Raw genomic sequence first — 19,458 nt, 5'->3', positions numbered from 1 at the left:
GGTCTGTCCGCCAATACTTCGACCCAAGACGAACTTCTGACATGATCCGGGAAAACAGCCCTGTCATTTTATCTATCCGCGATCTCACGGCTGAGATCGACGGTACTCCTATCCTCAAAGGGGTGAACCTGGAAATCCGGGCCGGCGAGATCCACGCCATCATGGGGCCCAATGGCTCCGGGAAAAGCACCTTCTCCAAGATCTTGGCCGGCCACCCCGACTACCGGGTAACAGGGGGCGAGATCCTCTATCTGGGCAAGGATCTCTTGGCAATGGAGCCGGAGGAGCGGGCCTGGGCCGGGATCTTCTTGGCCTTTCAATACCCCATCGAGATTCCGGGGGTGAGCAACTTGGACTTCTTGCGCGCCGCCTACAACGCCCGGCAGAAATATCGGGATCAGCCGGAAATGGATCCCCTCGATTTTGACGACTTGGTGCGGGAAAAACTGAGCATTGTCAAGATGGATCCCGCTTTTTTGGAGCGCTCCGTCAACGAAGGGTTTTCCGGCGGCGAGAAAAAGCGCAACGAGATCCTGCAGATGGCGGTGCTGGAGCCGACGCTGGCTATCTTAGACGAGACGGACTCCGGCCTGGATATCGACGCGCTGCGCGTCGTTGCCCAGGGCATTAACCAACTGGCCAGCCCTGAGAAGGCCATGCTCCTCATTACCCACTACCAGCGCCTGCTGGAGTATGTAACCCCCGACTATGTGCATGTGATGGAAGGGGGGCGCATCGTCCTCAGCGGCGATAAGACTTTGGCGCTGGAGCTGGAAGAGCGGGGCTATGACTGGCTCAAGGAGGAGGTGGGATGAGCGCTGCGGTGCCCAAGTCCTCGGTTCGAGAAAGCGACGCCAGCGGTTTTGGCCGTCCCTTTCTGGAGCACATCCTCCGCCAAATCCCAGAGGTGGAAGATCCCCATACCACCCTGAGACAGCAGGCCCGCGCCCAACTGGCGGAACTGGGGATCCCCACCCCCCGCGAAGAAGACTGGAAATACAGCGACCTCTCGCCGCTGGTGGCCCACACCTTTCGCCTGGCCGGCCCTGGACAGGCAACGCTAGAGAAGGCCGTGCTGGATCCCTGGCTGTGGCCGGAGAGCCGTCACAGCTATGCGGTGTTCGTCAACGGCTACTTTGCTCCCCACCTTTCTGACTTGAGCGGCCTGCCCTCGGCCCTGCGAATTGCTCCCCTAAGCCAGTCGGCTCCTGGATGGTTGCAAACCATCGTCAAGCTCGATGTCTTCAGCGCCCTCAACACTGCCCATCTAGGCGATGGGATCCAGATTGAGCTGCCACCCCAGCAGGAGGTTTTGCCGCCCTTGCACCTGCTCTGGATAACCGTGGCCTCTGAAGGAGAGGCGGTTTTGGCCCAGCCCCGCTGTCTGGTGGCTTTGCAGGCCCACAGCTCCCTCACCCTGATTGAAGATCACCTCTCCTGGGGGGCCGGGATCCCCTTTGGCAACGCCGTCGCCGAGATTGCCCTGGCCGAAGGATCCCGTCTACACCATGTGATCTTGCAGCGGCAGGGATCCCAGGCTTTTCACATCAACCAAACTGCTGTGCGCCAGGGCCGCCACAGCCACTACCGGCTGCAGGCCATCCAGTGGGGATCCCAATTTTCCCGCCACAACCTGGAGCTTGTCCAGGTAGAACCCCAGGCCCACACCCACCTGCAGGGACTGACCCTGCTGAAGGGATCCCAGCACAGCGACACCCACTCCCGCCTGGTGCATCAAGCGCCCCACGGCAGCAGCCGCCAATTGCACAAGTGCATCGTGGACGAGGCGGCCCGTGCGGTCTTCAGCGGGCGCATTTTGGTGAGCCAAGCAGCTCAACTGACAGACGCCGCCCAGACCAACCGCAATCTGCTGTTGAGCCCCAAGGCGCGGGTGGATACGCAGCCACAGTTGGAGATCTTTGCCGACAACGTCAAATGTGCCCACGGGGCCACCGTCAGCCAACTGGAGGCCGAAGAAATCTTCTATTTGCAAAGCCGCGGCATTCCCCAGGCCCAGGCCAGGCAACTCCTCACCTATGCTTTTGCAGCCGAGATCCTCGAAGGGATCCCTTTGGCCCAGCTTCCTTCTCAGGTGGCCTGCCGGTTGGGATCCGATTAATTTGCGATCAATTCGGTTTCTGGTTACAGCTTTTTCCGACTTCATGGGAGTTCTGTAGCCAAGCGAGATCCTTCCTACGCAAGAGATGGATCTACATTGGCTGTAGTAACGCCGGAAAAAGCTGTAGTTGTTGGCTGCTCCCGAAATGGCCATTATCCTCAAGAGTGACCGGGCTTAGGCGTAATGGCTTGACGCGAAATAGATTCGGGAGTTTCCTTATCGATCTTCTATGGTTGCGTTTTCTTGCAAATCTTAGGTTGGAAACGCTCAAACTGCTATACAGAGAGGGTTTCAGCTATTGTCACCACTGAGGAAATAGCCAGAATAAGAGTAGCTATTGACCCAGCAATGGGCGCTACGACAACTTGGTGAATGCACGATGTTTCCCTCTCTGTTGACCCCACGCACAGCCGGCCTACTCCTATCGGGAGCCGCACTGGGCATTCATTGCCAGGCGGCTATGGCCGCCCCTTTTCGCGACACTTTTGGTCACTGGGCCCAAACCTACATTGAGGCTCTCTCCGCTCAAGGGGTGTTGAACGGCTTCCCGGATGGCACCTTCCGTCCCAACGAGCCGGTGACCCGTGCTCAGTTTGCCACCCTCGTCACCACTGCCTTTCGCCTCCGCAACACCTCTGGTGCCTTCATCGGCTTTCGGGATGTGCCCTCCAACCACTGGGCGGCCAGCGCTATCTCCGCGGCGGCAGCCAACAACTTGGTGGCCGGCTTCCCGGACGGCACCTTCCGACCCGAACAGCCCGTTACCCGCACCGAGGCGCTGGTGATCCTGACCAACGCCCTTGGCAACACAAGTGCCATCCCCGCGGCCCAGCCGAGCGAGCTGTTCAGCCGCTACCGTGACGCGGCAGCCATTCCCAACTGGGCCCTGACGCTAATTGCAGCCGCCAACCGCGCCGGCCTGATCGTGAATTACCCAGATCCCATGCTCTTGGAGCCCAACCGTCCTGCCACCCGTGCTGAGGTGGCTGCTTTTACCCACCAGGCCCTGCTCAGTCGGGGATCCCTGGTGGCCCAGAACCCAGGCAATTGGCTCTCCACCCCTCAGCCCGGCTTTGACCTGCGCCTTTCCACGCTGGCGGCGGGCACTCTGATACAGACCACCACCCCCTTCAACGAGCGCCTCTTCATCGCCCCCAACGAAACTCGCCCTATGTCCTTGATCGTTCGCAACCCAATTCGCAACGGCCAGGGGGACATCCTGGTGCCTTTTGGCTCACGGGTGGATGGCCGCTTTGAGCCAGCGCCGGGCGGCACGCGCTTTGTGGCGGAAAGCATCATCGTCAACAACCAACTGTTCCCCTTGGCCGCTCAATCGGATGTAATCCGCGATGTCAAGGATCCCCGCTACACCACCACAGGCAAGATCATCCAAGATGCGGCCATCGGCGCGGCAGCAGGCGCCGTTCTCGGCTTGGTAACCGGCGATAATGCCATTGCCACAGAAGAAGTGCTGGGGGCAGGGGTGGCCGGAGCGGTGATCGGCAACGTGACAGCGCCGCCGGTGGTGGTGTTGGATCCCAACCAGGTGATCGAGCTGCGCCTCACCCAGGATCTGGCGCTAGTTCCTCAATCCCGCTAGCGGCGCGGGGGTGTCCGTTGCAACAAGACGCAGGCGATACAACTTCTCACTGTCTTTCCATCGGTGAAGCTGGGCGTTGTCTCGATCCCCAACTCCCCTCTCCCTCCGGGAGAGGGGCTGCTAGGGCGCTATCTTCTCAGCCAATCCAACAGAGTCGTTCCCCCCAGCCACAGGCCCACCAAAATGGAAGTGGTCAGTAGCCCCCCTGCCACACAGATCAGGGATCCCAGGCTGCAGAGGAGCCCATCTTCTTCCAGGAGACCGAAGGCGGTGACGAAGATCCCCATCGCCGGCAGGGTGTTGGTGCCGGGCACGGGAATGATCATGGAAATGCCCATCAAACCAATCCAGGTGCCCAGCCAGACCTGGCCCAGGCGGCTGGTGCAGACTCGTTGCCAACGGGGGCAGGCAACTTTTTCAATGCGCTGCAACCATGGGATCCCGGCCTGCACCCACTTTTGCAATTGCTTCCGTTCAATGGATGTCTGCAGCACCCATGGCGGCAACCAGGGAGTGGTTCGCCCTGCCAGCATTTGCAGGGCCAGCAGTAGGATGACCACGCCAAAGGGAGTGGAATAGCCAGGGGCCGGCAGAGGTAAAGCCGAGGGAAAAGACAGCACCGCCAAAAACAAGCCAAAGCTGCGCTCGCCCGCCAGTTTGAGAATCTCTTCAATGCAGATCGCCACGGGTGGGGATCCCTCAGGCTGCTCTGGGTTGGCGGGAAGGCAGGCAAATCGGGCTAGCTCTTGGGATAGACGAGCCATAGGGGGGTCTGCAAACGGTTTGGGAGCCAACGATAGCCTACTGCAAATCCAAGGTTTGTTGGATATCTTGAACAAAGGGGTGGTCTTTGAGGGGTTAAGATGAGCGGCGAAGCGCTGGGCAAGAGGTTGGGCAGCGGTGGCCTTGGAGAAGGTCTGAAGAAGCGCGCCCCGCTCAGCAAAGAAATGGGTAAGTTGGGGGGATCCCTGCTGCTGGGATCCCTGTTGGTGGCAGGGCACGGTGTGGCCCTGGCCGAAGCGCAGTTGGAGGTGGGTACCTCCACCACCTTGCCCCCCCAGTCGGCTCCGCCGGTGTTGCCACCCCCACCGGTGGGAGTGCGACAAATTAGAGAGGATACCGATCCTGAGCAAACCGCCGATATGCCCCTTTCCTTGATGGCCGAGCAGGTGCTGGAGGCGGTGTGCGAAGCGCAAATCGATGCCCAACGGGCCCTGGCCCTCATGCCCGATCTGAGCGAATCCCACATCCGCGCCGCCTGTCCCAAGCGGCTGATCCCCAAAAGCTGACCTTTGGGGTGCCGCAGAAAGGCCAGACAAGGGATCCCTAAATCAAGCCCTGATCCAAGATCGCGCGGGAACGGGCAATAGCTGCTCTCAAGTTGGCCCGCTGGGTGTAGCGCATCGTCATGGCGGCAGTCGTATGGCCCAGCAAGTGCTGGATATGCTCAGGGGCAACGCCGCGATCCAGCAGCAGGGTGGCAAAGCTGTGGCGAAACTGGTGGGGGGTTTGGTGGCCCGGCTCAGGCTCGGTGAGCTTAAGCACAATATGACGTAGGCCATCGTAGGTGAGGGGACGACCCCGGTAGGCCGGGCAGCGGGATTGGGAGACAAACAAGGGATCCGTCGGCGCGCACGGGCCCCGTTCTTGGCTCAGATATTGTTGCAGCAGCTCGGAGAGGGGATCCCCGACCGCCACAGCGCGAGGTTTACTTCCCTTGCCACAGCGCACCTCCAACAGGGATCCCTCAGGGCTGATCTGAAAATCCTGTACTGTCAAGTCCAACAGCTCCTGCGCCCGTAGGCCGCACTCCAACAGCAGGCGGATTAAGGCTGCGTAGCGCAGAGAATGGCTCTGGGCCCGTTGCAGAACCCGCTGCAACAACAGCCGATCCAGGTCGCGGGGCAGACGAGCGGGCAGGCGGGCAGGTCGAATGGCCTGGGTGGGCAAGGGATCCGGAAAGTAGCCTCGCTGGCTGGCCCATTCAAAAAATTGTTGCAGCGCCAGCCGCTTCAGGTTGTAGGTAGCGGGAGAGGCAGGCGGATGGATCCACTGGCCCGAACGGTTGCGCAACGGACGCCCCCTCAAGCTGTTTAAAAAAGACTGAACGTGGGACGGCTGCACCTGTCCCAGCGGCACCGGGCAAGTTTTGGCAAACTGCTCCAGAGCAATGCGGTAGGTGCGGCGGCTGGCTGGGGCCAGATCCCGCTCCCGCTCCTGCAAAAATTGCAGCACCAACTGGCTGAGGCTGGGCACAGGGCAGCTCGGCTGACGCTGGAGATGGGCCTGTTGAACCGAGTCGGGCCGGGGATCCCTCATCTGCAAGACCAGCAACCCTCAACTCACGCTTAACCTTAACTTCCGGCAAGCCGCAGTTCAAAGCGGGATCCCAAACGACTTCTGATTGGATTGCTACTGGCTGGGCAGCAGGTGTTGGGTGATGAAATCCGTGTACACCTCGCCCCGCAAAAAAGCCTCGTGGCGCAGGATCTGCTGGTGGAAAGGGATCGTGGTGGGCACGCCGGTGATGGCGCATTCCCCCAGCGCCCGCTGCATGCGGCGGATAGCTGCCGCCCGGTTAGGCCCCCAGACGATCAGCTTGCCCAGCAGCGAATCGTAGTAGGGGGGAATGGTGTAGTCGGTGTAAATGTGGGAGTCCATGCGCACCCCCGGCCCCCCAGGGGGCAAATAGGCGCTGATGGTGCCCGCGCAAGGGCGAAACTGCTGCTTGGGATCCTCGGCGTTGATGCGGCACTCGATGGCATGGCCCCGCAGTTCCACATCCTTCTGGCGAAAGGTCAGGGGTTGACCTTGGGCGATGCGAATTTGCTCGGCAATCAAATCCAGCCCCGTCACCATCTCGGTAACCGGGTGCTCCACCTGGATGCGGGTGTTCATCTCGATGAAGTAGAACTGGCCGTTTTTATCCAGCAAAAACTCCACCGTGCCCGCCCCCACGTAGTTCACCGCCTTGGCTGCCTTCACCGCTGCTGCTCCCATGCGGGCGCGCAAGCTCGTGGTCAAAGCCGGGCTGGGGGCCTCTTCCAGCAGCTTTTGGTGCCGCCGCTGAATTGAGCAATCCCGCTCGTACAGGTGCACCACATTGCCGTGGCTGTCGGCCAAGATCTGAAACTCCACATGGCGGGGGCGCTCGATAAACTTCTCCAGGTAGATGCCCCCATCGCCAAAGGCCGCCTGGGCTTCCCCCTGGGCGGTGCGCATCATCTTCAGCAATTCTTGGGCATCTCTGGCCACCCGCATGCCCCGCCCCCCGCCGCCGGCAGTGGCTTTGATGATCACGGGGTAACCGATTTTCTCCGCCAGCTTCACTGCTTCTTCATCAGAGGTGATCAAGCCGCGGCTGCCGGGCACGGTCGGCACGCCCACCGCTTGCATAGTCTCGCGGGCCGTGGCTTTGTCGGCCATTTTGCGCATCGCCTCTGGCGAGGGGCCGATGAAGATCAAGTTGTGGTCGGCACACATCTCGGCAAACTTGGCATTCTCCGCCAAGAACCCGTAGCCCGGGTGAATGGCATTGGCACCGCGGGTAAGGGCTGCCGAGATGATGTTGGGAATGTTGAGGTAGCTTTTGGCCACCGGGGCATCCCCTACACAGACGGCCTCGTCCGCCAGTTGGACATGCAGCGAGTTCTGATCCGCAGTGGAGTAGACGGCCACGGTGCGGATCCCCATTTCCTGACAGGTGCGGATGATGCGCAGGGCAATCTCGCCTCGGTTGGCGATCAGGATCTTGGTGATGGGCGGCATGAGGGGCGTTTGAGGTTAGAAAAATCTCGGCCGCTAAAGACCAGCGGTCCGTGCAAGGTAGGGTACGCAGGTGCTGATCCTACTATGGCAAGCAGACGGAAGGATCCAGATGGGGATCCCACATCTGGTCAATTCAGCCAACGCCTACACCCTCTGGGCAATAGCCGGCAAACCTACGCGGGCCCGGAATTGCCGGGCTGCCGTCAGCGCCCCATAGGGATCCCCCTTGTAGAGGCCGTAGTGCATCAGGGACAGGCGCCGCAATCCCAGTTGCGACACCTCCTGCAGCCACTCGGGCCGGCTCATGATCGCGAAATCCCCCTGGACGGTGTCGGCCCGGCCACCGTTGGGGTGCTTGTCCTTAATCGAGGGCTCGTAGTGGGCCAGCATCAGGTTGCGGTGGATGGGGGCAAAGAGGCGGCAGCAGAGGCGGATCTGCTCGGGGTTACCCGGATCCGGGCCGTTGAGCTCCGGGTTAAACTCCCCCGGTCGCCGCTGGCGCATCGACTGGAAGGCGATCCCGTCCATTTGGCTCATCGTCTCGGCAAAAGGCTCTACCATGCTGCGCCCTGCCCCGCGGCGGCGATCGTCAAAGGTGGCAATCCAGCCGCCCCAGCAGAGGGCCACTTCGGCCTCGGGCAGCCGCTCCTTGATGGCCTGGCGGGCTCTTAAGATGTTGCGCATCAGAGCGCGGTAGTAGGGGGCAGTGTCGGCGTTGTAGGCGTCGGCAGGGACGCGCCAGTAGGAAAACTCAGTGGCCAGGCTCCAGTAGGTGGGGCGGCCCTGGGGGTTGGCTTGGGCAATATACCCGGCCAGCTCGGCTACGTCCTGGATAAACTGCGGCGAGAGGTGGTAGTCGCCGCAGGGGCGGGTGGTGTCGTCTTCCCAGGTGATGATGTGCAGGCTGTAGCCCCGCTCAAACCACTGCCGCAAAAGCCCCGCCTGGTGCCAGTTACGCCAGAAGGAGAGATCCCCCTGGCGGTGGTCAAAGCTGTTGAGCCAGCCACTCAAGAAATGGGGATCCCAGTCCCGCGCCACCACTGCCACCTGCGGATCCGACTCGATTTCCCAGAGGAAGCGACCGGGATCCTCGCCAGTGCCCACTTCCCAGCGGGCCAAGAGCTCTGACAAGTTCAGGTTTCCAGTGGTAACGTTCTCGAAGCCCTGACCACAGCCGGCAACTCCAGAGGCAGCCAGCAGCGCTCCGCCCATCTGCAGCACCTGTCGCCGCGGCCATTGCCGTTTCCAGATCATCTCGTTTCCTCCTCAAGCTCTGCCTGGCGGGCCCACAGCCGCACCTGCGGGGAGCTGTAGACCTCCCTAAAGCCCGGCAGCCCCTCAAAGGTAAGCTCAGGCCAAAATTGCAGGATGCGGTCGGCGCTCCGCAAGGGATCCGCCGGCCCCGCCACCAGCAAGTAGTCCACCCGCTCCTGGGGGTGTTGCAGAGCCAAGGCAAACTCGTACTGGTGGGGAGTAAGGAACAAGCGGGGATCCCCCGCCCAAAAGATAGCCTCAAAGTGGATGTCGTCGTCCACCAACACCTTCTCGCCAGGCACCAGGTGGCGGCGGAGATATTCCCCTACTTGACGCTTTGCCTGCCGCTGCTGGCGCCACGCTTCCAAAGTCTGCCCCCCAGAGGTCACTTCGTACAGGTCTTGGGCCGCTCCCAACTCACGGCTAAGGGGCGCCACCCCTGCCACCAGCCGCTCCCAGAGATCCCGCTCCTCGAGCACCAGGGGCGCCAAAAATCGTGGCTCTTGGCTTAGCCCATAGCCGGCGGTGAGGCAGTTCAGCCCCAAAAGGGCAGTGATCAACAGACGCTTGGCCCAGCCGGGGCCGGCTCCGCGGACTAAGTAGGCCCCCATCAGCAACGGCAGCGGCACCCAGACGAGACCAAAGCGGCTCAGCTCCGGCAAAAACAGCCCCTGCCCCAGGGAAGCCAGCAGAACCACCAGCGGCATCCCCCAGATCAAGGCCCAGACCCAGCGGCCCAGCAGGGATCCCATCCCCACCAGGAGATAGGCAGGGGCCAGCACCGCCAGCCACTTGCCCAGCTCCACCAGCCCTTGCCAGCCGCCGGCCTGCTGCAGGTCTTCCCGCAACTGCGGCAGGCGCAGGCCGCTACCCACCTGGTAGGTAAAAGCCCAGGGATCCCCCACCGCCAACCAGTTGACATACAGCCAGCTCAGGATCAGGGCCAGGCTGATAAACCCCACCACCAGCAGCGAGACCCAGCGAAACCCCCAAGATTCGCGGCGAAAAGCCACCAGCAGCAGTCCTGCCAGCCAGGGCAACAGCCAGCCGCTCTCCCAGCGCAGCACCATCAGCGGCCCCAAGGCCAGCCCAATGAGCAGCAGCCGCAGGGTAACGGGCAGCTCGTCCTTCTCCGCTGCCCGTTTCCCATCCGCCAGAGGGAACAACAAGGCCATGTTCACCCCCACTAATAGCGAGGTGGCCGTCCAAACTGGGCTGCGCAGCAGCATCAGGAGCAAAGCCGGCTGCAGCAGCAGCAACAGGCCCCACAGCCAGCGCCACCCCAAGTCGACAGGCAAACGGCGCAACTGTTGCCCCATCCAGTCCAACACCAGGGATCCCAAAATGGCCTGCAACACCAGCGGCGAGCGCCCCAAAATGGCCGTGGCCAGCACCAGCGAAGGGGGAAAGGTGGTGCCGACAATGGGCAGGCGCGGATCCGGCCCCAGGGCGGCTACGGATCCCTTGTAGCTAAGGAACTGCATCTCCAGGCTCACCCAGCCCCAGCCTTCCTTTAGCCCCCACAAGAGGCCAGCTAGGAGCAGCAAGGGGATCCCTACCGGCGCCGCGAGCCGCAAGATGGCTTTAAGCCGGTTTACGAACATCCATGCCCCATGAACGAGTTTCACTAAACTTGACGGCCTAGGGCATTGGAACACCCTAGTTAATCCTAAAAGCAAGTTTTGCAAAAACTGTTAGAGATGCAAGGGAGCGTTAGTATTCCCCTTCTCGAGACTTTTTTTCTACGAGTTTTGGCGTATTGGGTTCAGCAAGATGGTCGATGAAAAGTTGCCGCGCTGCAGGTGAGGATGTGAGAGCCCCTGAAGTGGAACAAGGTGTGACCTCAATGCTACAGTCTGTGCGGGACATGGACAACGCGGCAATTCCGGCACTGGAGCTTTTGCCCTCTCAGGCTCAGACCCGCCCCTGGGGAGCCTTCTGGATCTTGGATGAAGGCCCAATGTACAAAATCAAGCGCATCGAGGTCAAGCCCGGCCATCGCCTTAGCCTGCAGATGCACTACCACCGCAGCGAGCACTGGATTGTGGTTCGGGGCACGGCGCGCGTTACCCGGGGCGAGGAGGTGGTGCTGCTTAACTCCAACGAGTCCACCTACATTCCCCCCTGCACCAAGCACCGTCTGGAAAACCCCGGCACCATCCCCTTGGTGATTATCGAGGTGCAGAACGGGGAATACTTGGGGGAGGACGACATCGTGCGCTTTGAGGACGACTACGCCCGCGCCTAGGAGAGTTCCTGAGGAAGGGGGCTTTCTTGTGGCCAGTTCATCACTCTTGCGCCATATACTCCTAGAAGTTTGGCGACTGCCCCCGCCGCAGGTGTAGGCTTTTTCTGTCGTCAGAGCAGGGGCTAGGGATCCCGCAGATGGCTAGGGTAAGGCAGAGAAGAGGAGGGTGGGGGCTGTTGGTGGCCGGCTTGCTCTGCTGCGTGCCAACAGAGGCAGTGGGGGCGGAGCCCCTTGCTTTCCAGAGGCTGGGCTACGAGCGTTCGGTGCTGCTGCAGGGATCCAACCCGCGCCTGGATGTCACCGTCCCTGCGCCCATCAACGGCATCGACCCAGAAGCCAGCTTTGTGCAGTTGCGCCTAGAACCTTCGCCGGTGCTCAAGCCCACTTCTACCGTGCGGGTGCTGATTAACGACGAGCTGGCGGGGATCTTTCTGGTGCAAGATCTGCGCCAGGAGCCGGTGGTGCGGGTGCCCATCCCTAACCTGCCGCCGGGTGAGCGCTTTATCACGGTGTCGGTGCAGCCGTTTTTGAGCATCAGCGACGACATCTGTGCCGACCTCAACACCGGCAACCTGCTGCTGAGGGTAGGGCGGGACAGTTTTTTTGAGCTGGTGCCCCGCGTGCCCGATGCTACAGTGGCCGGCTTTCTGCGCCTGATGTACCCCCAGCTCACGCTGGTGGTGCCCGCCAACCCCTCTCCTGAGGTGGCGGAAGCAGCGCTGGGCCTGTACAGCTTACTGGCCCACCTCTTCCCTCAGACCCCCATCCTCTGGAGCAACCGTCCAGGGGAAGGGCCTCAAGTGATTCTGGAGCCGGCCAACTTTACCCCCCACCTGCAGCATCAAGTAACTTCAGAGGGATCGCGGCTGCGGGTGGCCGCCCGCCGCGAGGCCATTCTTGCCCTCTATGAAGAGTGGAAGCGGGCGGGGCTGGTGAGCCGCGGCATCCGGGTGGCGGCGGTGGCGGACTGGAAGCGGGCTCTCAAGGCCAACCGCCTCAGCTTGCGGGAGTTGGGGATCGTGGATCCCCTGCTGCGGGGCTTTGGCAGCCAGTCTTTGGTTTTCAACCTCAACCTGGCGCAGTTGGGGGGGCGCCCGCGGGATCTGGCGGCCCAACTGGATGTGATCATGAACCCGGTGGATGGTCGGGCCGGGGATCGCCTGACGGGCTATGTGTTCTTCAACGGTGTTCTGCTGCGCACCTACAACCTCACCGGTCGCAGCCAGCTCAACGAGACCGTGACCCTGCCCACCCGCCTGCTGCGCCGCTTCAACCAACTGGAGCTGCGCTTTGACTACGGGGCCAGCCCCGGCAATTGCCAGGGATCCCTGACGCCGCTGACGGTTCAGGTGCGCTCGGATAGCTCCGGCTTTCTCTGGAGCGGCTACCAAGCCCCCAGTGGCGAGCTGCAGGAGATCCCGGCGGTGCTGCAGGGATCCGGACGGGTTTGGCTGGGGGATCCCCAACGGCTGCCGGCTGCCGCCTACCTGGTGGGGGCCTTGAGCCGGCTGGCCGCCCAACCGCTCCTGCCCACCCTTCAGTTTCTGCCCCAGGAAAAGACCCAGTTGGAAACAGGCGACTTCGCCTGGCAGATCCTTGTCGCTGCCCCGGAGCAGGTGGAGCTCCCTTACAGCCCCATCCGGCTGGGATCCCAGTTCGAGATCCTCAACCCCTTGAACCAGCAGGTGGCCCTGGCCGCCCAACCCCAGGAAAACCTCGGCCTCTTGCAGTACTTTTTGCTCCAAGGCAGGCCTACCCTCTGGCTATCCTGGTGGGGATCTGATCCGGCCCTGGCAGAGCGCCTCAGCCGCGGCCTTGCCGATCCACGCACCCGCCTGGCCAACCAACTGCAGGGAAATGTGCTCACCGCCTACGCCGCCGCCCCCGCCCTCACCCAGGTGCAGAGCTGGGATCTCACCCCCCAGGGCTACCGGGTGCGCTACCCAGGCCGCTTCAGTTGGCAGCTTTTGGTGTGGCAGTACCGCTATTGGCTGGTGCTGCTGCTGGCTATTCTGCTGGCAGCGGGAGCCTGGAATGTCTATCGCCGCTTGGCCCGCCGCCCCGAGTCGCCCATCCCTTCCTAGGGGGGGCTAGGCATGGGCTTGCGGTTGAGCCAGACTTGAGCCAAACCGCAGGTTTTAGGCCATGCTCCAGTCCCTTAAGTCCTCGCTTTTGCGCGCGGGCTATCTCACCCGCCAGCAACTGGCGGCAGCGGAGGAGTACCGCGAAGAGGTGGGCTGCTCCTTGCCCAGGGCTTTTTGGAGCTTGCGGGTCATGCATCCTGGCAAGTTTGCCGACCTGTGTCGCCAGATTTTGGATCGGCCCAAGCTGCGGGACTGGCTGCTCAAGCAGCCTCTAGATCTAGAGCTGCCTTGGCTAGTGGAACCCAGCGATCTCCTGCCGGTGCGCTTTTTGCCCTGTGGCTGGCTCAACCCGCAAACCGTTGTGGTGGCCACGGAAGAGCCCGGCTTTCCTGGCGTCTGGCAGGCTGTGAAACGCCTTTGCCCAGAGGCCGAAAAGCTGTGGGAGATCCCGGCCACCGAAAAGCAGATCTTGACAGTTATCCTCGAGCGCAAGCTGGCTGCTGAGCTGCTGGGCAGCCGCCTTACCCTGGAGCAGTGGCAGCAGGCTCTGGAGATCCGCCGCCGCACCGGATCCAGCCTGGGGCAGGTGCTGACCCGGCTGAGCTACCTCTCCACCCCCGAGTATCTCAGCATTCTGGCCCACTTGCTGGGCTACCCTTCCGTCTCGGAGCTGATGGGAACAGGGCTGCTCTACCGGGACGAGAGCCTGAGCCGCCAGTTCGATCCGGAGCTGATGATGCACCACCTCTTCTACCCCCTGAGCTGGACGGACGAGCACACCCTCACCGTGATGGTCAACGACCCCCTGGACTGGGCGGTGGACGAGCTGCTCTACAGTTGGCGGCCAGGGTTGCGGATAGAAAAGGTGCTGGGCACCGAGCAGGATATTACCCAGCTCCTCAGCCAAGATCAGGGATCCCGCTTTAGCCAAGAGGCGGTGTACAAGCTGCTGGCCCGCCTGCCGGAGGAATCGGCCTCGCGGGTGTTTACCCCCTCGCAAATTGCCGTCGGCTATGGCCTGCTGCTGCTGCTGCTGTGGAGTTTGGCCAGCGCTCCCTGGACAACTCTGACGATCTTGGTGCTTTTGATTAACCTCTTCTACATAGCCTCGATTTTCTTCAAACTGCTGCTCAGCTTGGTGGGATCCGCCGATCGCTTCCACCAGATTACCGACGAAGAAGTGGCCGCCCTCGATGACCGCAGCTTGCCCATCTACACCATCCTGGTGCCGGTCTACAAAGAGCCGGAGGTGATGCCGATTCTCATCAACTCCCTCTCCAAGCTGGACTACCCCCACGAGCGCCTAGACGTGCTGATCCTGTTGGAAGAAAACGACCAGGCCACCATCGAGGCCGCCCGCGCCGCCAAGCCGCCCCGCTACGTGCGCCTATTGATCGTGCCGGATAGCAAGCCCAAGACCAAGCCCAAAGCCTGCAACTACGGCCTGGCCTTTGCCCGCGGCGAATACCTCACCATCTACGATGCCGAAGACATCCCCGATCCGGATCAACTGAAAAAAGCCATCATTGCCTTTAAAAAAGGGGATCCCAGCTTGGTCTGCGTCCAGGCGGCCCTCAACTATTTCAACCGCAACGAGAACTTTCTTACCCGCATGTTTACTCTGGAGTATTCCTATTGGTTTGATTACCTGCTGCCGGGCCTGGAAACCTTGAAAATGCCCATTCCTCTGGGGGGCACCAGCAACCACTTCCGCACCGACCGCCTGCGGGAATTGCAGGGATGGGATCCCTTTAACGTCACCGAAGATGCCGATCTAGGCATTCGCGCCAGCCAGCACGGCTACACGGTGGGGGTGATCAACTCCACCACCTACGAAGAGGCCAACTGCGCCCTTAAAAACTGGATCCGGCAGCGCTCCCGCTGGATCAAAGGCTATATGCAGACCTGGCTGGTGCACAACCGCAACCCGCTGCGCTCTTTGCGCAAGCTGGGCCTCAAGAACTGGCTGGCCTACCAATTTTTTATCGGCGGCAGCTTCTTCACCTTCCTCACCAGCCCCATCATGTGGCTGCTGTTTTTCTACTGGCTGCTCACCCGCGCCCATTGGCTGCAAAACATTTTTCCCAGTTGGCTAATTTACTTGGGCTTGTTTAACCTCTTGGTGGGCAATGCCATTGGGATCTACTTGAACTTGGTGGCCGTTTTTCGGCGGGGCTACTACGACTTGGCCTTCTATGCTCTCCTCAACCCCATTTACTGGCAACTGCACTCCATGGCAGCCTACATGGCCCTGTGGCAGCTTTTTACCAAGCCCTTCTACTGGGAAAAAACCATCCATGGCTTGAGCAAATTCACCCACGCCAAAGTGCAGGAAGCCAGCCACAAACCCGCCTAGCCAGCCCCCTTCATCCCTACAGCAGGCGGTACCTCCTTCCCCTCTTCCAAGAGGGAGAGGGGCTAGGGGCGAGGGAAGCGCTAGAAGCCGTAGTCAGAATCGACGACGACAGCACAGCCGCGTGGGTGGCGGCAGCCGGCCATGATTACTTGGATTGCGAAATTGCCCTCATAGGGAGCCTGGACGATGGGGAAATCGTCCAAGAGCGTATCTTCCGCTACCACCCGACCGTTGCGATCGTAAAGCACCAGATCCACGTCGTGGCAGTCGAGGTCGCACTCGGCCCAGATGTTCTCGCCTGGGTAGAAATAACCGTTAACCCAGGTCGATTGCCCGTTCAGTAACCACAAGCTACTTTGGGCCCACGCTTCACCACCACCCAGGATTGCAGCCGCGCCGATCATGCCCGCTGCCAGCCAACCCCGCAGAGCAACCATCGGATTTTCCTCCTTCCATGAAGTTTTCTTTGCCGCAACAGGGATCCCTGCCCTACCTACACGCTAGCATTAACGTTTTCGCTCCCTGGCTGATTGCGATCACAGCCGGCATCTTCCTTACAAGTTGCAAAAAAGGGTTACAAAAGGGGATCCCAACTTGCGCAGGGATCCCTGAATTTCGATCAGAATGAGAGTGAGAAAACCTGCCCAAAGCCCTTGATTGTTCTCACTGGGGCAGCACCAGTTCTCCGCGGCGCCCCAGGGGATCGGTGAGGACGCTGCCGGTGGGGCCCTTGATCTGAAGGGTGCAGCGGCTGCCGGAGACTTCAATGAGGGTGTAGTTGGGCACCGCCAGCTCCAAAAAGCGCAGGTTGCCTGTCGTTACGCCAGGGATCCCGCTCACTTCTGGATTGGCAGGGTTCACAGGGGCGAGAAAGCCATTCACAATCCGGTAGTAGAGGCGGCTGGCGTTGGGGATCCCCAGTTGGCTGCCCAACTCGTCAATGCTCAAGGCGGTCACGCTGCGTCCGGTGGGGCCAGTCCACACCTCCCAGATGGGGTTGCTGCTGCCGGGGTTGACCTGGCCGATAAAGCCGGCGTGGTTGTTGCCGGTTAGGAACACCACGTTGCGGATGTTGTTGCGCTCAATAAAGTCGATCACCTCCTGCCGCTCCAGCCAGTAGCCCTCCCAGACGTCGTTGGAGCGGAAATAGGTCACCGTGATGGGAAACTCGCTGACGATGAACTTGTAGGTGGCGGTGGAGCTGCGCAGGCCGTTGAACAACCACTGCTTTTGGGGTTCTCCCAAAAGAATGCGCGGCGTGCGGCGCAGCAGGTTAAACAGCGCCTCTTCCGATCCCGGCGGGCCGAAGAACAGGGTCTCCTGCTGGGGCGTGAGGCGGATGCCGGCCAGCTCCAAAAAGCGCTGGCGGGTCAAGCCAGGGGGCAAAATGGGCAGGATCGGGGTCACAGCAGCCAAGTCGCGGTACTGGCGCAGGTCGAGGATAAAGACTTCGGCGTTGGCGCCGTAGCGGAAGCTGCGAAACACCCGATCCCGGCTATCTACCCCCGGTACATCCGTCAAGGTGGGGGTGATGGGGTTGTACTCAAAAAAGGCCTGGTAGCCCAGCACCCTAAAATCTTCCACGTCGCGGGTTTGCCCGGTGGTGTCGTTGAGCTGGACGGCGCGGCCGCCGCGGGCCTTCTGGCCGCTGTAGTTGTCGATCACCTCGTGGTCATCCCAGTTAACGACAAAGGAAGTGCGACTGAACAACTGCGGGAACTCCGGCCCGGCATACTTGGGATCCCGCTGATCCCGATAGAGGCTGCGGTAAAACTCCAGGTTGCCGATGGGATCCAGCCCCAGCCAGAAGCGATCCGCGTAGACGGTGTCGCCGTTGAAGGAGATGAAATCGATATCGCCGCGGTTAACCTCAGCCAACAGGGCCGCCCCAATGGGGAAAGGAGGCTCATTGGCGCAGCTAATGTGCAAGAAGCGGATGGGCCGCCCATCGCCCGGAGCCGGCAGGGTGCGGAACTGGCCCACAGGGCTGGTAAACCCCTCACTGACAAAGCGGTAGAAATAGCGCTGCGCCGGCCTCAGGCCGGTAACAACGGCGCGGGCAATGTAGTCGCCCGGCTCGGTGCGGTAGTTGCGACCGGCCACGCGGCGGGCAGTCAGCGCAACCTGCTGCAGAATGGGGTTGAACTCGGCATTTTCCGCCATCTGCAGCGTCACAGGCACCGTATCCACGCTGCTGGCCGGCACCACTCGCGTGGAAAGCACCGCCCCCTCAGAGGTGGGATCCCCGGCAAACACCCCCTGGGGAAATCCCGGCTCTCCCAGCGGCGGGATAGAAGAACTGGAGGTGCCCTCACAGGCGGCCAGGGCGGCTGCCCCACCGCCAAACATCAGCAACTGCAGGAAAAAGCGACGGGAACGCAGGGAACTCATACAGCTAACCTCAGCGACGCCGGCAAATGTAAAGGGATCCGCAACAATGGCCAATTGCCCCTAGTCAAGCACTTCTGCGCCCAAACTGAGGTTGTGGGCCGGTGAAAACTGGGTTAGCTTCTGTTTAAGAACGCCAGACCTGAGGCTTGGGTTCTCCGCGGCCTTTTCATAGCCCTTCCTGCGAAGGCTAAAATTCCATTAAGGTTTTTTGCTTTTTGGCTTTGTTTTCGGTTTTGCGTTCTGGAACCTCTTGTTGACCCAAGGAGGGATCGTCGTGGCTACGGAGACTCTGGTTAAGCCTTCTGTAACCCCGAAGCATATGCCCATGTACCGGGTGTTGCTGCACAACGACGATGTCAACACCATGGAGTACGTGGTGCAGGTGCTGGTGAAGGTCATTCCATCGATGATGCCGCCGCAAGCCACCGAGATCATGTTGGAAGCCCACAACAACGGCGTTGCTGTGGTCATCGTGGTGCCGCGGGAGCACGCGGAGTTTTACTGCGAGCAGCTGCGCCAGCACGGCCTCACCAGCTCGATCGAGCCGGAACGCTAGTTAGGAGCGGTTTGGGTGGGCCTGCCGACTGCTGAGCTGATTGGCAAACTCAAGGCCTTTCCCTTGCCGCTGCGGCTGTTGCTGTTTTTGGGGATCCCCCTTTTGGCCTGGCTACCGTGGGTCGGCCTGGGGGGATTTTTCTTTGGCCGAGAGTACCTCTGGCTGCCGCTGTATGCTCTACTGCTCCTTTGGCTGTGGCTGTGGGGATCTGGGTTTGCCGCCTATGGCCTGGACAAGAGTTGGGCCTGCCGAGCTGGGATCCTCTGGGGCCTGGGGATGGGTGTGGGCGGGCTTTTTCTGCTCTTTGGCCTGGAGGGGGCCCTGGGCTGGCTGAGCTGGCGGCCGGTGGAAGGGGGATCCCTGCTGGGCTATGGCTTGCTGGGGCTAGGGGTGGGCCTGGCGGTGGCTCTAGCAGAAGAGCTGTTGTTCCGCGGCTGGCTGCTGCAGGAGATGGCCTTGGACTACGGCTGGACAAGCGCTCTGTGGGGATCCAGCCTTCTCTTTGCTTTGGCCCACTTTTTGAAGCCGCCAGCAGAGATCCTCGCCACCTGGCCCCAGTTTCCGGGACTGTGGCTGATGGGCCTGCTGCTGGCCCAGGCCAAGGTGTGGAACCAAAACAAGCTAGGACTCAGCCTGGGGCTGCACGCCGGCTGGGTGTGGGGCATCACCTGGGTCAACAACTTGGCTTGGATCGAGTACACCGGCAGGGCGCCAGAGTGGCTCACCGGCATCGGCGGCAACCCCCTAGCCGGGCTGATGGGCCTGCTCTTCCTGGGCGGCACCTTCCTTGTTCTCAAGAGGTTGGCCACCGACAGAAGCTGAACAACGCCGAAGCATCTCCCCTCTCCCTCAGGGAGAGGGGCCGGGGGTGAGGGTCATCCCTCAGGGAGAGGGGCCGGGGGTGAGGGATCCCTCAGGGAGAGGGGCCGGGGGTGAGGGTCGTCCCTCAGGGAGAGGGGCCGGGGGTGAGGGTCGTCCGTCAGGGAGAGGGGCCGGGGGTGAGGGTCGTCCCTCAGGGAGAGGGGACGGGGGTGAGGGTGGTGCTGGACGCGGCTGGGACTGATTGTGAGGAGCGGCTGGCG

The 19,458-nt window shown here is 61.5% G+C and carries 16 protein-coding genes; 9 read left to right on the top strand and 7 right to left on the bottom strand.

The genetic code is table 11. From position 1 onward, the window contains the following. Window positions 1-41 precede the first annotated feature (41 nt). The 3 genes from sufC to NW851_RS10345 all read left to right on the top strand — a co-directional run bounded on the left by sufC (window position 42) and on the right by NW851_RS10345 (window position 3,719). Window positions 42-815: a Fe-S cluster assembly ATPase SufC gene (gene sufC, locus NW851_RS10355; RefSeq protein WP_414338298.1), complete on the top strand. Its 774-nt coding sequence runs from the start codon at window positions 42-44 to the stop codon at window positions 813-815. Next, complete coding sequence (gene sufD / locus NW851_RS10350; protein WP_414333918.1) at window positions 812-2,119, top strand: Fe-S cluster assembly protein SufD; 1,308 nt, start codon at window positions 812-814, stop codon at window positions 2,117-2,119. The genes sufC and sufD overlap by 4 nt, the downstream gene beginning before the upstream one ends. Window positions 2,120-2,498: 379 nt before the next feature. Next, window positions 2,499-3,719: an S-layer homology domain-containing protein gene (locus NW851_RS10345; RefSeq protein WP_414338295.1), complete on the top strand. Its 1,221-nt coding sequence runs from the start codon at window positions 2,499-2,501 to the stop codon at window positions 3,717-3,719. Between the two features lie 128 nt (window positions 3,720-3,847). On the opposite strand, the gene NW851_RS10340 is transcribed toward NW851_RS10345, so the two are convergent. Further along, window positions 3,848-4,483 (bottom strand): exopolysaccharide biosynthesis protein, encoded by a 636-nt coding sequence (locus NW851_RS10340; RefSeq protein WP_414338292.1) that lies wholly within the window; start codon window positions 4,481-4,483, stop codon window positions 3,848-3,850. A 99-nt stretch (window positions 4,484-4,582) separates the two neighbouring features. Here NW851_RS10340 and NW851_RS10335 point away from each other — a divergent pair, with 99 nt between their 5' ends. Beyond that, window positions 4,583-5,008, top strand: coding sequence for a hypothetical protein (locus tag NW851_RS10335; protein ID WP_414338290.1), 426 nt, complete (start codon window positions 4,583-4,585; stop codon window positions 5,006-5,008). 37 nt (window positions 5,009-5,045) lie between these two features. Here the strand turns inward: NW851_RS10335 and NW851_RS10330 are convergent, their stop codons facing one another. The 4 genes from NW851_RS10330 to NW851_RS10315 all read right to left on the bottom strand — a co-directional run bounded on the left by NW851_RS10330 (window position 5,046) and on the right by NW851_RS10315 (window position 10,345). After that, window positions 5,046-6,038 (bottom strand): tyrosine-type recombinase/integrase, encoded by a 993-nt coding sequence (locus NW851_RS10330; protein WP_414333909.1) that lies wholly within the window; start codon window positions 6,036-6,038, stop codon window positions 5,046-5,048. 93 nt (window positions 6,039-6,131) lie between these two features. Beyond that, a complete protein-coding gene (gene accC, locus NW851_RS10325) occupies window positions 6,132-7,487 on the bottom strand; it encodes an acetyl-CoA carboxylase biotin carboxylase subunit (protein WP_414333908.1) in 1,356 nt (451 codons plus the stop codon). 144 nt (window positions 7,488-7,631) lie between these two features. Next, window positions 7,632-8,741 (bottom strand): hypothetical protein, encoded by a 1,110-nt coding sequence (locus NW851_RS10320; protein ID WP_414338286.1) that lies wholly within the window; start codon window positions 8,739-8,741, stop codon window positions 7,632-7,634. After that, window positions 8,738-10,345, bottom strand: coding sequence for a hypothetical protein (locus NW851_RS10315; RefSeq protein WP_414338283.1), 1,608 nt, complete (start codon window positions 10,343-10,345; stop codon window positions 8,738-8,740). The genes NW851_RS10320 and NW851_RS10315 overlap by 4 nt, the downstream gene beginning before the upstream one ends. A 263-nt stretch (window positions 10,346-10,608) precedes the next feature. Between NW851_RS10315 and NW851_RS10310 the strand changes: the two genes are divergently transcribed. From NW851_RS10310 to NW851_RS10300, 3 genes are all read left to right on the top strand, one after another. Further along, the gene (locus NW851_RS10310) at window positions 10,609-10,989 is read left to right on the top strand and encodes a cupin domain-containing protein (RefSeq protein ID WP_414333931.1); all 381 of its coding nucleotides are present in this window, start codon (window positions 10,609-10,611) and stop codon (window positions 10,987-10,989) included. Window positions 10,990-11,126: 137 nt separating this feature from the next. Then, window positions 11,127-13,073 carry a cellulose biosynthesis cyclic di-GMP-binding regulatory protein BcsB gene (locus tag NW851_RS10305; protein WP_414338280.1) on the top strand — a complete coding sequence of 649 codons (1,947 nt, stop codon included), beginning with the start codon at window positions 11,127-11,129 and terminating at the stop codon, window positions 13,071-13,073. Window positions 13,074-13,134: 61 nt separating this feature from the next. After that, window positions 13,135-15,429 carry a glycosyltransferase family 2 protein gene (locus tag NW851_RS10300; RefSeq protein ID WP_414338277.1) on the top strand — a complete coding sequence of 765 codons (2,295 nt, stop codon included), beginning with the start codon at window positions 13,135-13,137 and terminating at the stop codon, window positions 15,427-15,429. A gap of 80 nt (window positions 15,430-15,509) precedes the next feature. On the opposite strand, the gene NW851_RS10295 is transcribed toward NW851_RS10300, so the two are convergent. Beyond that, the gene (locus NW851_RS10295) at window positions 15,510-15,779 is read right to left on the bottom strand and encodes a hypothetical protein (protein ID WP_414338274.1); all 270 of its coding nucleotides are present in this window, start codon (window positions 15,777-15,779) and stop codon (window positions 15,510-15,512) included. 313 nt (window positions 15,780-16,092) lie between these two features. Next, a complete protein-coding gene (locus tag NW851_RS10290) occupies window positions 16,093-17,820 on the bottom strand; it encodes an alkaline phosphatase D family protein (protein WP_414338272.1) in 1,728 nt (575 codons plus the stop codon). A gap of 274 nt (window positions 17,821-18,094) precedes the next feature. Between NW851_RS10290 and clpS the strand changes: the two genes are divergently transcribed. Together clpS and NW851_RS10280 are read left to right on the top strand one after the other, a co-directional pair. Next, the gene (clpS, locus tag NW851_RS10285) at window positions 18,095-18,376 is read left to right on the top strand and encodes an ATP-dependent Clp protease adapter ClpS (protein WP_414333897.1); all 282 of its coding nucleotides are present in this window, start codon (window positions 18,095-18,097) and stop codon (window positions 18,374-18,376) included. Window positions 18,377-18,391: 15 nt separating this feature from the next. Continuing rightward, window positions 18,392-19,198, top strand: a complete 807-nt coding sequence (locus tag NW851_RS10280; protein ID WP_414338270.1) for a lysostaphin resistance A-like protein — start codon at window positions 18,392-18,394, stop codon at window positions 19,196-19,198. Window positions 19,199-19,458: the final 260 nt, after the last annotated feature.

The sequence above is a fragment of the Synechococcus sp. H55.7 genome, assembly GCF_047462395.1.
Classification (GTDB): Bacteria; Cyanobacteriota; Cyanobacteriia; order Thermostichales; family Thermostichaceae; genus Thermostichus.
This window is presented reverse-complemented; position numbering and strand designations above follow the sequence as displayed.

Bases quoted from the DNA above. Each gene is read 5' to 3' on its own strand.
- sufC (WP_414338298.1), top strand. From the start codon at position 42: ATGATCCGGGAAAACAGCCCTGTCATTTTATCTATCCGCGATCTCACG.
- sufD (WP_414333918.1), top strand. From the start codon at position 812: ATGAGCGCTGCGGTGCCCAAGTCCTCGGTTCGAGAAAGCGACGCCAGC.
- NW851_RS10345 (WP_414338295.1), top strand. From the start codon at position 2,499: ATGTTTCCCTCTCTGTTGACCCCACGCACAGCCGGCCTACTCCTATCG.
- NW851_RS10340 (WP_414338292.1), bottom strand. From the start codon at position 4,483: ATGGCTCGTCTATCCCAAGAGCTAGCCCGATTTGCCTGCCTTCCCGCC.
- NW851_RS10335 (WP_414338290.1), top strand. From the start codon at position 4,583: ATGAGCGGCGAAGCGCTGGGCAAGAGGTTGGGCAGCGGTGGCCTTGGA.
- NW851_RS10330 (WP_414333909.1), bottom strand. From the start codon at position 6,038: ATGAGGGATCCCCGGCCCGACTCGGTTCAACAGGCCCATCTCCAGCGT.
- accC (WP_414333908.1), bottom strand. From the start codon at position 7,487: ATGCCGCCCATCACCAAGATCCTGATCGCCAACCGAGGCGAGATTGCC.
- NW851_RS10320 (WP_414338286.1), bottom strand. From the start codon at position 8,741: ATGATCTGGAAACGGCAATGGCCGCGGCGACAGGTGCTGCAGATGGGC.
- NW851_RS10315 (WP_414338283.1), bottom strand. From the start codon at position 10,345: ATGTTCGTAAACCGGCTTAAAGCCATCTTGCGGCTCGCGGCGCCGGTA.
- NW851_RS10310 (WP_414333931.1), top strand. From the start codon at position 10,609: ATGGACAACGCGGCAATTCCGGCACTGGAGCTTTTGCCCTCTCAGGCT.
- NW851_RS10305 (WP_414338280.1), top strand. From the start codon at position 11,127: ATGGCTAGGGTAAGGCAGAGAAGAGGAGGGTGGGGGCTGTTGGTGGCC.
- NW851_RS10300 (WP_414338277.1), top strand. From the start codon at position 13,135: ATGCTCCAGTCCCTTAAGTCCTCGCTTTTGCGCGCGGGCTATCTCACC.
- NW851_RS10290 (WP_414338272.1), bottom strand. From the start codon at position 17,820: ATGAGTTCCCTGCGTTCCCGTCGCTTTTTCCTGCAGTTGCTGATGTTT.